The sequence below is a fragment of the Vibrio sp. JC009 genome, assembly GCF_029016485.1.
Taxonomy (GTDB): Bacteria; Pseudomonadota; Gammaproteobacteria; order Enterobacterales; family Vibrionaceae; genus Vibrio.
In genome coordinates this window covers 721,294-736,795 of record NZ_CP092107.1, presented here as the reverse complement: position 1 = coordinate 736,795, position 15,502 = coordinate 721,294, and the positions used below count along the sequence as shown (strand labels likewise).

General features: G+C 47.1%; 12 protein-coding genes. 8 read left to right on the top strand and 4 right to left on the bottom strand.

Annotated elements, in window-relative coordinates; translation table 11 throughout:
* The first annotated feature begins 11 nt into the window (after nucleotides 1-11).
* The 6 genes from napG to L3Q72_RS18180 all read left to right on the top strand — a co-directional run bounded on the left by napG (nucleotide 12) and on the right by L3Q72_RS18180 (nucleotide 5,761).
* The gene (gene napG, locus L3Q72_RS18205) at nucleotides 12-797 is read left to right on the top strand and encodes a ferredoxin-type protein NapG (protein ID WP_275133581.1); all 786 of its coding nucleotides are present in this window, start codon (nucleotides 12-14) and stop codon (nucleotides 795-797) included.
* The gene (gene napH, locus L3Q72_RS18200) at nucleotides 797-1,675 is read left to right on the top strand and encodes a quinol dehydrogenase ferredoxin subunit NapH (RefSeq protein ID WP_275133580.1); all 879 of its coding nucleotides are present in this window, start codon (nucleotides 797-799) and stop codon (nucleotides 1,673-1,675) included. The genes napG and napH overlap by 1 nt, the downstream gene beginning before the upstream one ends.
* Nucleotides 1,665-2,099 (top strand): nitrate reductase cytochrome c-type subunit, encoded by a 435-nt coding sequence (locus L3Q72_RS18195; RefSeq protein WP_275133579.1) that lies wholly within the window; start codon nucleotides 1,665-1,667, stop codon nucleotides 2,097-2,099. The genes napH and L3Q72_RS18195 overlap by 11 nt, the downstream gene beginning before the upstream one ends.
* A gap of 8 nt (nucleotides 2,100-2,107) precedes the next feature.
* Complete coding sequence (napC, locus tag L3Q72_RS18190) at nucleotides 2,108-2,689, top strand: cytochrome c-type protein NapC (protein ID WP_275133578.1); 582 nt, start codon at nucleotides 2,108-2,110, stop codon at nucleotides 2,687-2,689.
* 167 nt (nucleotides 2,690-2,856) lie between these two features.
* A complete protein-coding gene (locus tag L3Q72_RS18185) occupies nucleotides 2,857-5,307 on the top strand; it encodes an HD domain-containing phosphohydrolase (RefSeq protein ID WP_275133577.1) in 2,451 nt (816 codons plus the stop codon).
* 118 nt (nucleotides 5,308-5,425) lie between these two features.
* Nucleotides 5,426-5,761, top strand: a complete 336-nt coding sequence (locus L3Q72_RS18180) for a hypothetical protein (RefSeq protein ID WP_275133576.1) — start codon at nucleotides 5,426-5,428, stop codon at nucleotides 5,759-5,761.
* A 9-nt stretch (nucleotides 5,762-5,770) separates the two neighbouring features.
* Here L3Q72_RS18180 and L3Q72_RS18175 read toward each other — a convergent pair whose 3' ends face one another.
* Nucleotides 5,771-6,943, bottom strand: coding sequence for a GGDEF domain-containing protein (locus L3Q72_RS18175; RefSeq protein ID WP_275133575.1), 1,173 nt, complete (start codon nucleotides 6,941-6,943; stop codon nucleotides 5,771-5,773).
* A 266-nt stretch (nucleotides 6,944-7,209) separates the two neighbouring features.
* Here L3Q72_RS18175 and L3Q72_RS18170 point away from each other — a divergent pair, with 266 nt between their 5' ends.
* Nucleotides 7,210-9,570: an ATP-binding protein gene (locus L3Q72_RS18170; RefSeq protein ID WP_275133574.1), complete on the top strand. Its 2,361-nt coding sequence runs from the start codon at nucleotides 7,210-7,212 to the stop codon at nucleotides 9,568-9,570.
* A gap of 317 nt (nucleotides 9,571-9,887) precedes the next feature.
* On the opposite strand, the gene L3Q72_RS18165 is transcribed toward L3Q72_RS18170, so the two are convergent.
* From L3Q72_RS18165 to L3Q72_RS18155, 3 genes are all read right to left on the bottom strand, one after another.
* Nucleotides 9,888-10,631 (bottom strand): flagellar brake protein, encoded by a 744-nt coding sequence (locus L3Q72_RS18165; protein ID WP_275133573.1) that lies wholly within the window; start codon nucleotides 10,629-10,631, stop codon nucleotides 9,888-9,890.
* A gap of 449 nt (nucleotides 10,632-11,080) precedes the next feature.
* A complete protein-coding gene (locus L3Q72_RS18160; RefSeq protein ID WP_275133572.1) occupies nucleotides 11,081-12,766 on the bottom strand; it encodes an alpha-glucosidase in 1,686 nt (561 codons plus the stop codon).
* Between the two features lie 43 nt (nucleotides 12,767-12,809).
* Nucleotides 12,810-13,850: a LacI family DNA-binding transcriptional regulator gene (locus tag L3Q72_RS18155; protein WP_275133571.1), complete on the bottom strand. Its 1,041-nt coding sequence runs from the start codon at nucleotides 13,848-13,850 to the stop codon at nucleotides 12,810-12,812.
* A gap of 280 nt (nucleotides 13,851-14,130) precedes the next feature.
* Here L3Q72_RS18155 and L3Q72_RS18150 point away from each other — a divergent pair, with 280 nt between their 5' ends.
* Nucleotides 14,131-15,477 (top strand): ABC transporter substrate-binding protein, encoded by a 1,347-nt coding sequence (locus L3Q72_RS18150; protein ID WP_275133570.1) that lies wholly within the window; start codon nucleotides 14,131-14,133, stop codon nucleotides 15,475-15,477.
* The last annotated feature ends 25 nt before the right edge of the window (nucleotides 15,478-15,502 follow it).

The window sequence follows — 15,502 nt, the reverse complement described above, 5'->3', positions numbered from 1 at the left end:
AGCAGTGGAGAATGAAAATTTTACATTCTTTACCATCTGCCAGTAGACGGCGTTTCATGCGAGACGCCGTACGTACAGCGGTTGGAGTCGGTGCCGCAACGACGGTGCTTGGATTACAGACAAAGCAGAGCAAAGCAGACACGGGCAGTGTACCAATTCGCCCACCGGGTGCTTTGCCGGAAGAAGAGTTTCTTAACTCCTGTCTTCGCTGCGGTCTGTGTGTTCAGGCATGCCCTTACGACACATTAAAATTAGCGACAATGCTTTCACCTGTCGCGACGGGAACGCCATACTTCAGTGCAAGGGACATCCCTTGTGAGATGTGTGATGACATCCCCTGTGTACCTGTGTGCCCAAGTGGTGCGCTGGATCATTCATTAACAGATATTGCAAAAGCACGAATGGGAACCGCGGTTCTTATTGACCATGAAGCTTGCCTGAACTGGCAGGGCCTTCGTTGTGATGTTTGCTACCGTGTCTGTCCATTGATTGATGAAGCGATAACCCTTGAGCCAATTCGAAACCAGCGTACTGGTGTGCACGCTATGTTTATCCCGACGGTTGTCACTGATAAGTGTACCGGTTGTGGTAAATGTGAAGAGGCGTGTGTACTGGAAGTAACAGCCATTAAGGTTGTTCCAACAGCGTTAGCGAAAGGTGAGCTTGGTCACCACTACCGCCTGGGCTGGGAAGAGAAACAGAAACACGGTGGAGAGAGCCTGATCCCAGAGCAGATGGACTTACCAAACCGTGCACCAGAGGGGAATCCTGACGGTGTTAAGAATGGAGGTCTGTAATGGCTGTTAAACCAAAAGTTAAGTCTGCAAAGAATCTGGCGAAAGACGCAGGTAAGGAATCAGCGAAGCGCAATGGCCTTTGGCATGCGAACCGTTTTCTGATCCTCCGTCGTCTGATGCAGGTTTCCGTTATTGTGACGTTTATGATGGGGCCAACATGGGGAATTCTGACCGGTAACCTCTCTTCGAGTGAACTGCTCGGAGTGATTCCGATGACAGACCCTCTGTTGCTTCTGCAAACACTGGCGACAGGCTTCTGGCCGGAAACTACTGCCATTATTGGTGGTCTGGTCGTAGCCGGTTTTTACGCAATCGCTGGTCCGCGTATGTTTTGTGGCTGGATTTGTCCTGTCAATCTTGTGACAGATCTGGCTGCCTGGATACGCAGAAAAACCGGTATGAAAGCAAGTTATCAATGGCCGTCTTCGATGCGCTATTGGTTACTGGCTGCCATCCTCATCGGAAGTGCTGCTACCGGCACACTTCTCTGGGCATGGATAGATCCGGTTGCTGCGCTACACCGTGGATTAATCTTCGGTTTCGGTGCGGGTTGGACTCTGATAGTGATGGTATTCCTTATCGACCTGCTGCTTACAGAGCATGGTTGGTGCGGACACTTGTGCCCGTTAGGTGCTACCTATGGCGTAATCGGTCGTTACAGCTTGTTGAGAGTAACCGCGACCGATCGGGAAAAATGTAATAACTGTATGGACTGTTACAACGTCTGTCCTGAACCAAAAATCCTCAGACAACCTCTGAAGGAAGGGGACAGAAAAGTAATGAGTCAGGATTGCATTAGTTGCGGTCGCTGTATCGACGTCTGTGCTGAAAAAGTATTCGAATTTAGAATTAGAACTGGAGCTAAATATGAAGAATAAGTTTGTCGTGTCTGCGCTGCTGGCGGCTTTAGTTAGTACGGCAGCTTTAGCTGAAGTGACATCACTTCGGGGTGCTCAGGAAATAAACGAAGGAAACACGGTAAGTGGTCTTAAGCGTGTTCCTAAAAGCCAGGATATGCTGGGTCTGGATTATGTAAACCAGCCACCACTTATCCCGCACGAAACGGGTCAGGTACAACTTAACCCAAGTAACAATGGTTGTCTTGAGTGTCATGATGTAAGTACTTACCGTAAAGCTAAAGCGCCACGTGTAAGTCCAACTCACTATATGGATCGTGATGATAAGATGCTGACTGAAGTAGCGCCTCGCCGTTATTTCTGTCTGCAGTGTCACGTAACTCAGGTAGATGCTAAGCCGCTGGTTGTGAACGAGTTCAAGCCTGCCGGTAAATTCGGTGAGTAGGGGGAGCTATGGGACTAATTAAACGCCTTTGGGCGTGGTTTACCAAGCCTAGTCATCTTGCTCTTGGTACGCTTCTTACAGTGGGCTTCGTTGCCGGTATTATCTTCTGGGGTGGCTTTAACACCGGTATGGAGATGAGTAACCAGGAAGAGTTCTGTATTGGCTGTCACGAGATGGAAAACAACGTGTATGAAGAGTACATTGGTACAATTCACTACACTAACCGCTCTGGTGTACGTGCAACCTGTCCGGATTGTCACGTACCAAAAGAGTGGGGTCCTAAGATGATCCGTAAGATCCAGGCGAGCAAAGAGCTTTGGGGTAAGCTGACCGGTAAGGTTGATACCCGTAAGAAGTTTGAAGAGCATCGTATGGAAATGGCGACTCGCGAGTGGGATCGTATGAAGGCTAACGACTCTCAGGAGTGTCGTAACTGTCACAACTTTGAGTACATGGACTTTGTTGCTCAGAAGCCGGTTGCGGCTGATATCCATGATAAGGCAGAAGATGAAGGCCAGACCTGTATCGACTGTCACAAAGGTATCGCTCACCAGCTACCAAAAGAGCATACAATCAATAAAGAGCTTTAATTTCATCTCAGTTAATGCTTGTTAAGGTACCCGGCTTTATCGCCGGGTATTTTTTTGAGTATTAAATATCCATTTTATATTCGCCTTGTTTATTAGAATAAACCTTCTAAACTGATAATTAGTACATAAAACATACAATAATCAGTTGGTTAATAGACGAGTCGCTTATGAGTGATTATTTTAAAACAGCCACTTTCAGTATGAGAGTGACGGTAATAGCGTTATTTCTGTTCCTGTCAGCACTGACGGTATCCGTTGCACTTTCTCTTCAGTACTACTTCAGCCAGAGCCTGGCAAAAGAAGCGGCCACCGAAATGCTTCACAGTGCGGCAACCGGCGTCAGTGAGCGAATTCATGGTATTGATGCCGAGAGCAGCGGGCTGGCTGAAATATTGTCAGAGTTTCCCAGCATTGACCGCAGAATCAGCAGCGAATTCCTCCACCCGGTCACGCATACAATGGCAAAAGCGATGCAGCAGCAGGATTACCTGTATGCCATGTATATCGGCTATGCCAACGGTGATTTTTATGAGCTGATCAACTTAGACAGCAGTAAAAACTTAAGAGACAGGCTCAATGCGAATAAGTCAGACCGCTGGCTGGTAATAAAAATTCATGATACGGCATCCGGCAGAAAGCGGGTATTCGAGTATTACAATAATTACTTTGTTTTAACTCATCAGCACGATGAGCCGAGCAGTTACTACGCCAATGTCCGGCCTTGGTATACTGAGGCGCTTGGCAGTCAGAGTACCATCAAGACGGCGCCGTACCTATTTCATAATCTTCAGGCCTCTGGTGTGACATACGCAAAACGAATTCAGAATAGCGAGCATGTATTTGCGGTTGATATTTCGCTGGAAAATATGTCTGGTTTCCTTAAAGAGAATCGAGTGCTGAATAGCGGTCAGTCCCTGATTTTTGACTCCGAGGGAAAAATTGCCGCTCACTCCTTTGATATGGATTCTGAGAAAAAGACGCTTGTTACAACAAAGCTTTCAGATGAGGAAGAGCACAATATCGAAGCGGGCTCTGTTCCGTTTCTTGAGTTTGTCAGCATGGCGAAAGAGAGCAGTAGTGGTGGTTTTTCTTTGCAGAATACATCGGTACAGAGCCGGGAGTACACCTTATATGTTCAGCGTATCGACTCAAACCTGGGGCCGGATGAGTTTCTCGGCTTTCTGATCCCGACGGACGATATCTATGGACCGTATATGGAAAAAGTCCATTTCTCTATGATGATCTCTCTTGGGGCACTATTTCTGCTGCTTCCTGTGCTTTACTACTTTTCCAATATCATTGTGGAACCGGTCCGGATACTGTCGGGTGAAAATGAGAAAATAAAACGGCGTGAGTTCGATGCGGTTAAGCCGGTGCCCAGCCGCATTGTTGAGATGAGTGACTTGTCTGACTCCATGGTTTCCATGGCGGCTTCCATAGAGGAGTACCAGAAGAACCAGCAGGAGTTAATGGATTCGTTTATTCAGCTTATCGCGCTTGCGATCGATGAAAAATCGCCTTATACCGCAGGCCATTGCGAACGCGTGCCGGAACTGGCCATTATGCTGGCTGAACTGGCAAGTGACAGTGACCTTCCGGCATTCAAAGACTTTAAACTTACAACGGAAGAAGAGTGGCGCGAGTTTCAGATCGCAGCCTGGCTGCATGATTGCGGTAAGGTGACGACACCGGAGCATGTGGTCGATAAGGGCACTAAACTGGAAACCATCTACAACCGTATTCATGAGATCCGTATGCGCTTTGAAGTGTTGTGGCGGGATGCGGAAATTGAGTACTGGAAGGGGATTTCAGAAGGTAAGTCACCGGAAACCCTGAGTGAAAAACTGACAGAGCGTCAGAACCAGATAAAAGAGGATTACGCCTTTATCGCCCGCTGTAATGTTGGCGGAGAGTTTATGGCTGATGAGCTTATCGGGCGGGTTAAAGCGATCGCGGCTCAGACCTGGGTTCGTAACCTGGATGACAGACTGGGGCTGTCTCCGGAGCAGGACCGGAGAATTGCAAACCATCCGGCTGCGCCGCTTCCGGTGGTTGAAAACCTCTTAGCAGATAAAGATGAGCATTTAATTAGCTGGGTAAAAAGTCCGAAGGAGAAAATCGGCGAAGATATCAAGATACCGGTTCCTGAGTATCAGGCAAATCAGGGCGAGGTTTATAACCTCTGCATTCGTAAAGGCACACTGAGTGATGAGGAGCGTTACCGCATCAATGAGCATGTGATCACCACCATCAGAATGCTGAATGCGCTGCCGTTCCCTCAGGAGCTGTCCAGAATTCCTGAATATGCCGGTGGTCATCATGAAACCCTGCTGGGAACAGGCTATCCGAAAAAACTGGACGAGGCGCATCTGCCGGTGGCAACCCGGATACTGGCCTTAGCCGATGTGTTCGAGGCGCTAACGGCTGCCGACAGGCCATATAAGAAGGCCAAGACATTGAGTGAGGCAGTAAAAATTGTCAGCTTTATGGTGAAGGATAAGCACCTGGATGATGAGCTGTTCAAGCTGATGCTCAATAACGATGTGCATAATAAGTACGCTAAGCAGTTTCTGCCCGAAGAGCAGATCGATGAAGTTTTGACAGAGACGTATGTGTAGATGACGTTGTGGTTGGTTATTAGGTCTATTGAACTGAACCTGTGCGCTGTGTAATTGTAAGTCATTTCCTTGACGGTCTATAATTAGATTATATGACGCTTTAGGAAAGGAGGTCTTTGTGGCATTACAACGCAGACATTCAGATCCTGTCAGAACGAAACCCTATGACCCGGATATGGATCTGTCCAGCAATCAGCGTAAGCGTTTTTCTGATGTGGCGAATAAAGCGGAAGAAAAGCGGGAGAAGCGCGATCTTTATAAAGCGGTGCTCGATCCGGTGAGAGCTCGCGCGCAGGCCAGGGCACAGGCAAAAGCTAAAATGCAGCAGGAGCAGCCGGGAAAGGCAGGCAAGAAACGCCGGATCCCTGAGTTATCACCTTTACGCGTGATAGTGTGGTCACTGGTTCTGGTTATTTTCTGGCTCTGGGTTCAGTTTATGTTTCCAAGCCAGTAGCTTGTTGATTTAAAGGTCTCCGACCAGATGTAATTTCGGCGCAGGGCCAGTTTCTGCGTCTTGCGTTGCGTCTGTTTCTTCCGCAGGCTGATAAAACTGATAGCAGTTTTTCCCTTCCCGCTTGGCTTCGTACATCGCTCTGTCTGCACAGCGAATCAAATCTTCCAGTTTTTCCGCATCTTTCCTGAATACAGCAACCCCTATGCTGAAAGTAAGAGGCTCTGTAACCTGCTCTTCAACAAAATCGGCAGAAAACAGATCATTGATGCGTCTGACGATATTTTCCAGAACCTGCATATCAGGCACATCGTGCAGCAACAGCATAAACTCATCACCGGCATAACGTGCAATGGAGTACTCATACTCATTGGTCTTTCTGTTGGTATGGCGAATACTGTTGGAGAGTCTTTTGGCAAAATCCTGCAGAAGTTTGTCACCCATATCATGACCATAGTTGTCATTGATGGTTTTAAAGTTGTCGATATCTAAAAACACCAGCGCGGTGATATTTTTGCTGTAGCGCTCTTCTTCCAGAGTGGTGTTAGCCCAGCTTTCAAATGACCAGCGGTTTGCCAGACCTGTGAGTTTGTCTTTGTAGGCCAGCTCCTGAATGCCGGACTGATAAAGTTCCTGAATGTAGTTCAGGGTTTTATAGAAGAAGTAGTTGGATATCAGGCAGACGGTACAGGTGGCAACAAAGGCGATAAAAATGCGGTTTTCCATAAGTGCTGACAGGTTAACCGGGGAACTAAAGTCACCGCCTATGGAGATAACAGCAGCGGTGCAAAGAGAGAACACAACCGTGAGTATCACACCGACCTTAAACTTGTTCAGATAGATGACGGCAGCCATTGCCGGAAAAATCCAGAAGGCCTGAGTTTCTGGTGATCCCAGGTGAAGAATATTCTTGCTGGTGTCAATAAGCAGTGCAAGTGTGACGCATAGCGTAGGATAACTGCTTTCCGGGCGGTTTTTAACCTGCCACACATTAAACAGGCTAAGCAGGGCACAAATGATATTTGAGCTGGCTACCGTGTAATTCTCTTTCATTAGGTTTACGCAGCCATAAAGCAGAAACAGAAGCAGAATTGCGGTGGAAAATACCAAATAAATAGCATTTAACCTGCGCTGGCTGAGATCCGCCATATCCGCTAATTTCATTCCTGAGAGAGGAGCCCGCATTTACCGTTGCCTGAGTCTGTGTTGCATAAGGGAAGGATTGTATTAACTTTGAGACAGACACACTGTGATAGACATCTATTTTCTGAAAACTGGGACGGAGATCAAATTTAGATCTTTTCTTAATGTGAAGGATCCCCTTTTTTTAGTCCTGTTTTGTCTAATTATTGACCGCTTGTTCATGAATTCCGGTTAAATCACTAAAATGTAAAGAAAATATTACTAAACTGGTGTTAACAAGCTCAGCAGTACGTATCCCGGAGGTATTCATGCCAGTTACCCCTTTAACATCCGCCCAACTTTATCATGCCGCCCAACAGGAGCTGCTTCCCTGCAAATCAACCAAAGAATTGCCGCCGATTGACGAAATCGTAGGACAAGAGCGCGCCCAGAAAGCGGTTGAATTTGCTATGTCAATCAAGGAGAAGGGATACAATATTTATGCGATAGGACGCAATGGTCTGGGTAAGCGGACTATGATCCTTAGATATCTGAACCGGCATCAGCATGAAGTGGATTCGCTGCATGACTGGTGTTATGTCGCCAACTTTGAAGATATCCGGACGCCAAAAGTGCTCAGGCTTCCTGCCGGAATGGGGAACAAATTCCGTCAGGATATCGAAAAGCTAATGGTTAAGTTAGTGAAGGCGTTGCCGCTCGCTTTCGACAATGAAATGTATTACAGCCGGGCTGAAAAGCTCAAGGGACAGCTAAGCCAGAAACAGCAGGGTGAGCTTGAGGAGATCAGTAAAGAGGCAAAAGAGAAAGACATTAGCCTGACGCTGACGACTCAGGGTGACTACCAGTTTATCGCCATGAACGGCGAAGAGCAGCATACGGAAGAGACCTTTGATCTGCTGCCCAGAAAGGAGCAGGAGCGCTTTGGCCAGAATATCGACGAGCTGGAAATTCAGCTCAGAAGTATGGTTCGCCAGTTAACCGAGTGGGAAGAAGAGTACAGCGAAAAGATCCAGAAACTGAACGATGAAGTGACACTGGATGTGATTACTCACTTTATCAAAGAGCTGAAGAAGAAGTATGTGGGCTACAGCGAGATAAAGAAATATCTCACCGATATGCAGAAAGATATTGTGGAGAATGTAGAAGCCTTTCTGGAAGAGGGCAATGAGCAGGGTGAAATCGCCGCAGCCTCTTTAGATAAGAAACTGCCAAGGCGTTATAAGATTAACGTTCTGGTCAATCAGAGCTCTGAACAGCTTCCTGTTATTGTGGAAGAGAGTCCGAATTATCATACGCTGTTTGGCTATACCGAAACCGCCACTTTTAAAGGCACGGTATTTACCGATTTCTCTCTGATCCGCCCCGGTGCTCTGCATAAAGCCAACGGTGGTGTTCTGCTGATTGATGCGATTAAGGTACTTGAGCAGCCTTATGTCTGGGACGGGCTGAAACGGGCGTTAAGATCAAGGCAGCTAAGCCTGACTTCGCTGGAGAAAGAGGTGACTCTTACAGGTGCTGTCTCACTTGATCCTGAGCCGATACCGCTGGATGTAAAAATTATTATGTTCGGTGATTACCGGACTTATCAGCTGCTTCAGCATTATGATCCTGAATTTGGTGAACTGTTCCGGGTAACAGCTGATTTTGAAGATGAGATGGACCGGACAGAGAAGGCTGAGCTGAACTATGCCCGTTTTATCTCCAGCATAGTGCATGACAGTGGTATGCTGCATTGTGACCGTAAAGCTATCGCACGGATTATTGAGCACAGTTCACGCATGGCGGGGGATCAGAAAAAGCTTTCGCTGCACTCGGCGCATATTGCTAATTTGCTGCGTGAGTCCAACTATGTGGCTAAAGGTGCCAGGTCTAATCTGATTCGGGTTAGTCATGTGGATCAGGCGCTGAAGAATCAGGAAATGCGCGTTAATCGGCTGCAGGATAATGTGATGGAGTCCTTTGTTAACGGCACCACTTTGATTTTGACCTCGGGTTCTGCGGTTGGTCAGGTTAATGCTCTGTCTGTGCTCAGCACCAGCGACCATATGTTTGGTGTGCCTAACCGTATTACCGCCGTCACTTCTTACGGTGAAGGTGAGGTGATTGATATAGAGCGCAGTGTCGATCTGGGTGGAAGCATTCACTCTAAAGGGGTGATGATTCTCTCTTCTTATATCTCTTCTGTGTTTGGCAAGACAGCGCGGATCCCTCTGACCACCAATATCACTTTTGAGCAGTCCTACGGTGGAGTGGATGGTGACAGCGCCAGCATGGCAGAGCTTTGTGCTGTGGTGTCGGCTTTCTCCAGGCAGCCGAACAGGCAGGATATTGCGATTACCGGCTCTATGAATCAGTTTGGTGAGGCACAGCCGATAGGCGGTGTAAATGAGAAGATTGAAGGCTTCTTTGATGTCTGTGTGATCAAAGGTCGTCATCATGAACAGGGTGTAATTATCCCGCGCTCAAATGTTCATAACCTGATGCTAAGGCAGGATATTGTGAAAGCGGTAGAGCGCGGCGAGTTTCATATCTGGGCCATTGACCATGTCTCGGAGGCGATAGAGCTGTTTACCGGCAAACCGGCAGGTGAGCCAAGTGAAGAGGGCAGTTATCCAATCAATACCGTGTTTGGAATTGCGCAAGCGAAGCTAAATGCGTTGAGGAAGTAGGATTAATGGTGATAAATTTGCAGAGTTAGAGCTGACTCTTATACACAAGTTTAAGGAGCCAAAGAATGCTCCTCCCCTTAGTCTCGAAAGGACGGATTTTCGAAGAAGTAGCATCGAAGGGGAGGCTGGGAGGGGTTGTTTCTCATGGGGTTAAGTTTTGGTGGTTTAACCATGCATGGCATAACCAACCCCCTCTAACTCCCCCTTCTGTTAGCTTTATCAACCAGTTAGGCTCTTTCATTCAAGGGGGAGAACCGTTCTTTGGTAACTTTAATATTTGCGTATAAGAGTTAGGGGTTAGTGGGGATTGGAAAAAATCAAACCTTTAACGCCAGCTTGGTTCCATCAAACTTCAGATAACTCAGCAGAGTTTTCACATTGGCTGAGCCGATATCATCAAACTGAATACCGTACTTAGCGTAATGCAGAGAGCTTTGAAGGTTGCAAATGTGTCCCTGGAGCGGGAGGAGCTGAACTTTTGATTTGTTGTTGGTGATGATTTCCAGCGAAATATCGTCACCGACGTGGAATGAGTTGGCCAGCGAACTGGTGACAAAGCGGCAGCCGCCTTTTGAAAGGTCGCGGATTTCACATTCGATTTTCCGTGAACCTACAACCGCCCTTGCCTCAAGATTTACGTCATATCTTGGCTCTTTACGCAACTGATGGATTTTTACCATGCCCGGAATTTTCACCATCACCATCTTCATCGGGTCATGGGAAATGTGTTCAATCTGGGAACGGAACTGGACAATAGCGCCTTCGCCCCGCTGAGATATGGCTTTGATATTTATCCAGAAACCTTCCTGAAAGAAGTAATCATAGTCTTCACCGGATATTTCAGGTGGCTCAATAAGAAACAGATTATCAGAGTGAGAGCCAATAAAGCGAGCCTTGCCCATGTACTTTATGCCAACCGGAGTCGTGATATTGATGGTCAGTTCACTGCCGTGATTAATCATATCAATAGCATCAGTACTATTGATGGTGGATTCGTTTGCTTTAGGTGTTGAAATCGGTTTGATTTTCGGTCTCTCCCCAACTGCGGTATTTGCTCTCATCTAGCCTGCCTCGTTGTTGTACATCTGTTTTTATTTGGCCAGTTGATTCTAATAGATATTTCGTAGTTTTTGAATTGGGGATATTAAAAATGCTATGCAATTCATGTCGTAGGGGGGGGAGAATGGGGTTGCAGGTTAGGGGGGATAGGGCTATGGGGTTATGGGGTTGACTCTTATACACAAGTTTAAGGAGCCAAAGAATGCTCCTCCCCTTAGCCTCGAAAGGCCGGATTTTCGAAGAAGTAACATCGAAGGGGAGGCAGGGAGGGGTTGTTTCTCATGAGCTTAAGTTTTGGTGGTTTAACCATGCATGGCATAACCAACCCCCTCTAACTCCCCCTTCTATTAGCTTTATCAACCAATTAGGCTTTTTCACTCAAGGGGGAGAACCGTTCTCTGGTCACTTTAATATTTGTGTATAAGAGTCAGGGCTATGGGCTTTTGGTTTCTTACTCTACTTCAAAAATGCACGCCTGGTATGGCTTAAGCGTTAGTTCTGAAAGCGAAGAGATATCGGTTTCATAGTTACTTAGTACCACTTTCTTTAGCTGGTTTTCGTAGCTTCTGACCTGCTCTTCTCCGGTGAAGTTGGCAATGGTCAGTAGTGTTTTGCCGTCATAGAAACGCAGGTAGGCGTACACTTCGGCATCCTGTGGATCCAGTAACTGGTGTTTACCGTAAGTTACAACATCGCCGTAATCAGCACCCTGACGGATGGCAACCAGTTTGCGGTAATAGTGGTATACCGAATCCTGATCAGCAACAGCCTGCTCAGCATTGATTTCAGTGTAATTAGGGTTTACCGGAAGCCATGGTGTGCCGCTGGTAAAGCCTGCATTGTCTGAGGTATCCCACTGAACCGGAACTCGCGCATGGTCGCGGGAGAAGTGGTTCAGGAACTTGATTGCATCTTCTGGTGCAATGCCTTTTTCCATCATTTTTTGGTAGTGGAACTTAGCCATCAGATCATTAAACTCTTCAATTTTGCTGAAGTGTTTGTTGGTCATGCCCAGCTCTTCGCCCTGATAGATATACGGCGTGCCGCTCATCATATGCAGAATGGTTCCCAGCATCTTGGCGCTGATTACACGGTATTCAGGGCTGTCGTTGCCGTAACGGGAAACGGTACGGGCCTGATCATGGTTGCTCCAGTACAGGCTGTTCCATCCTTTCTGGTAAAGGTCATCCTGCCAGCGGGACATGATTTCCTTGTACTTGACCAGATCAAAAGGCTTGCGGACGGCGTTGTGCTCTTCGCGGTCGATGCCCACATGTTCAAAGTGGAAGATCATGCTGAGCTCTTTACGCGCCGGGTTGGAGTAGAACTGTCCGTCCCGTGTGGTAGTAAATGGTGTTTCACCTACATTCAGCACATCGTAATGTGAAAGCACTTTTTCATGCATTTCGCGCAGATACTGATGGCAAAGTACGTTATTTGCCCAGTGCTCCCAGCCTGCAACGCCTTCATCAAAAATGCTGGCATCCGGGAAGTCTGACGGCTTACCAATCATGTTGATTACATCCATGCGGAATCCGCCAAGGCCTTTTTTCAGCCAGAAGTGCATCATTTCGTAAACCGCTTCACGAACTTCCGGGTTTGCCCAGTTCAGGTCCGGCTGCTTTTTACTGAACAGGTGCAGGTAGTACTGACCGGTTGCTTCGTCCAGTTCCCAGGCTTTTGGTGTAAAGAATGAGTCCCAGTTGTTTGGTTCGCTGCCGTCTTCTTTTGGATCTTTCCAGATATACCAGTCGCGTTTTGGGTTGTCTTTGCTGCTTTTGGATTCAATAAACCACGGGTGTTCATCGGAAGTGTGGTTGACCACAAGGTCCATCACGATCTTGATGCCTCTTGCGTCTGCCTGCTTGATCAGCTCTTCCATATCCGCCATAGTGCCGAACTCAGGAGCGATATCATAGTAATCCGAAATATCGTAGCCGTTGTCGTCCATTGGTGATTTGTAAACAGGGCTTAGCCAGATTACATTCGCCCCCAGTCCTTTGATATGGTCCAGCTTTTCTATAATTCCCGGGATGTCGCCGATACCATCTCCGTTTGAATCGTTAAAGCTGCGAGGATAAATCTGATAAACAACGGCGTTGTGCCACCAACGTCTTTCTAATTGTTCGTTACTCATTGTGAGTACTCCTGTAGGCGTAGGGTTTTTATTTACGTTTTAATTAACTGCTTGCTCTTAGCTTAATCTGTACCGGAAGAACAATAGACTCATGAGGAATCAGTCCCAGAGCCATCTGCGCTGCGATCCGGCCTTTTTCTGTAATGGGCTGATGCACTGTGGTTAAGCCGTTTGCCTCTGCAGCCGGAATATCATCAAAGCCGACAATTTTGAGCTCTTCAGGGACCTTTATTCCCAGTTCACCGGCGACCTCCAACGCTGAAAGCGCAATCCGGTCACTCATACAAAGTAGTACATCTATCTTTTCCGGAGCGGTTAATGCGCCTCTTAAAACCGTATCAACAGTGGTTTTCTCCAGCTCATGCACTTGCCATACTTTGCGGTTTGGCAGCTCAATACCTTCCTCTTCTAATGCCTGCTTTATCCCTTCGAAGCGGCAGCGTGAAACTGACTCATCACGGGTATACAGCTCACCAAAATCTGGCAGAGAGATCGCCTGAGTCGCTTCAAGGCGCAGGGCAAGGACATGAACATTTTTGGGGCCGTCTCTTAACGCGTGTTTGGCTATTTCATAGGAGGCTTTATGGTTATCGACATTGACAGAAGGTGTTTTGTTTAATTTAAAGTCAACGGTGACCAACGGCTTTCCCTGGCGCTGTATGCGCTCAACAACGCTGCTGTCTTTGGGCTTTCCGTAAACAATAAAACTGTCGGGAATGGTTTCGACCTGGGTACTCAGATAGTTTTCTGCTTCAGAAGGAAGCAGCAGCATGTTTACGTGCTGGGCATCCAGTGTTGAAGAGATGCCGGCAAGAAATTGTGATGCCACCGGGTCGGTGAAGTTAAACGCCAGATTATCAGCAAGCAGGACACCTATCACCCCGGTTTTACCGGTTCTTAAGCTTCTTGCGGTTAAGCTCGGGCCTGTGTATCCAAGCTCATGGCACTGGGCCAGTATCTTATCTCTTAAGCTAACAGAAAGCTGATCCGGGCGGTTAAAAGCGTTCGAAACGGTAGCGGTAGAAACCCCTAGCTTTGCAGCTACATCTTTAAGTGTCGGCTTTTTATTATCTGTATTTTTCATGGCCTGAATCCTGACCTAAGCTTAAGTAATACTTGATTCTAGAACGATTAAGAGAAATTGAGAATCTTCACTGGATAATTTGGAAAACTAATTTTGAACCAAGTCACTTATTCACCAAAATAATGTTTATTTTATTGATGTCCGGCACATCTTCAGATTTATTTTTAGTCAAATTCAGAAATCATGGCTAATGTATGTAGATAGACTTAACCGATTAAGTTGAGTCCGCGAAACATACGAAATAAAAACAAACATAGTTCTGATAACATGGAGTCTACCAATGAAACAAGCTCTACTAACCAGTGCAATTGCTCTTGCTATTTCCTCCAATGCATTTGCAGCTGACCTAAAGTACGCGCCGGGTGAAGATGACCGCTTCAACTGGGCTAGCTACGAGATGTTAAAGAAGACAGACCTTACTGGTGAAACTATTACCGTATTCGGCCCATGGCTTGGTCCTGATAAGGCGCTGATTGAAAGTGTTATTGCTTACTTTGAAGCAGCAACAGGCGCTGATGTTCAGTACGCAGGTTCAGATTCATTCGAACAGCAAATTGCTATCGATGTACAGGCAGGCAGTGCTCCAAACATCGCTATCTTCCCTCAGCCAGGCCTTGCTGAAAACCTTGCAGCAAAAGGTTACCTGACTCCGCTTTCTGGTGACTGGAAACCATGGATTAACAAGAACTATGCAGCAGGTTCATCCTGGGTAGACCTTGGTACTTTCGCTGATGAAAAAGGCAAAGATCAGCTATTTGGTTTCTTCTACAAGGTGGATCTGAAGTCTCTGGTCTGGTATGTGCCTGAAAACTTTGAAGATGCAGGCTACGAAGTGCCTGAAACTATGGAAGAGCTGAAAGCACTGACTAAGCAGATCGCTAAAGACGGCACTAAGCCTTGGTGTATCGGTCTGGGTAGTGGTGGCGCAACAGGCTGGCCGGCAACTGACTGGGTTGAAGATATGATGCTTCGCACGCAATCTCCTCAGGATTACGACAAGTGGGTATCTAATGAAATGCCGTTTAACGATCCTAAGGTTAAAGAAGCTATAGATGAGTTTGGCTGGTTTATTCAGGACGCATACGTTGAAGGCGGTAAGAGCACTGTAGCGGCCTCTGACTTCCGTGACAGCCCTAAAGGTCTGTTCAGCTCACCTGCTAAGTGTTATATGCACCGTCAGGCGTCATTCATTCCTTCATTCTTCCCTGAAGGCACTGCGCTTGGTGAAGATGCTGACTTCTTCTACTTCCCGGCTTACGAGTCAAAAGATCTGGGTAAACCGGTTCTTGGTGCAGGTACTATGTGGTCTATCACTAAAGACTCCAAAGCAGCTCGCGAGTTTATGAAGTTCCTTCAGCTTCCTATCGCTCACGAAGTGTGGATGGCACAGTCTGGCTTCTTGACTCCGTTTAAGAAAGCAAATGTTGATGCTTACGGCAACGACACGCTTAAGAAGCAGGGTCAAATCCTTCTTGGTGCAACCACGTTCCGCTTCGATGGCTCTGACCTGATGCCAGGTAAGATCGGTGCAGGCGCATTCTGGACTGGTATGGTTAACTATGCTGACGGTAAATCTTCTCAGCAGGTTACCGATGAAATCCAGAAGACCTGGGATACTCTGAAGTAATCCATTGAGCTGTAAAACAGGGTCA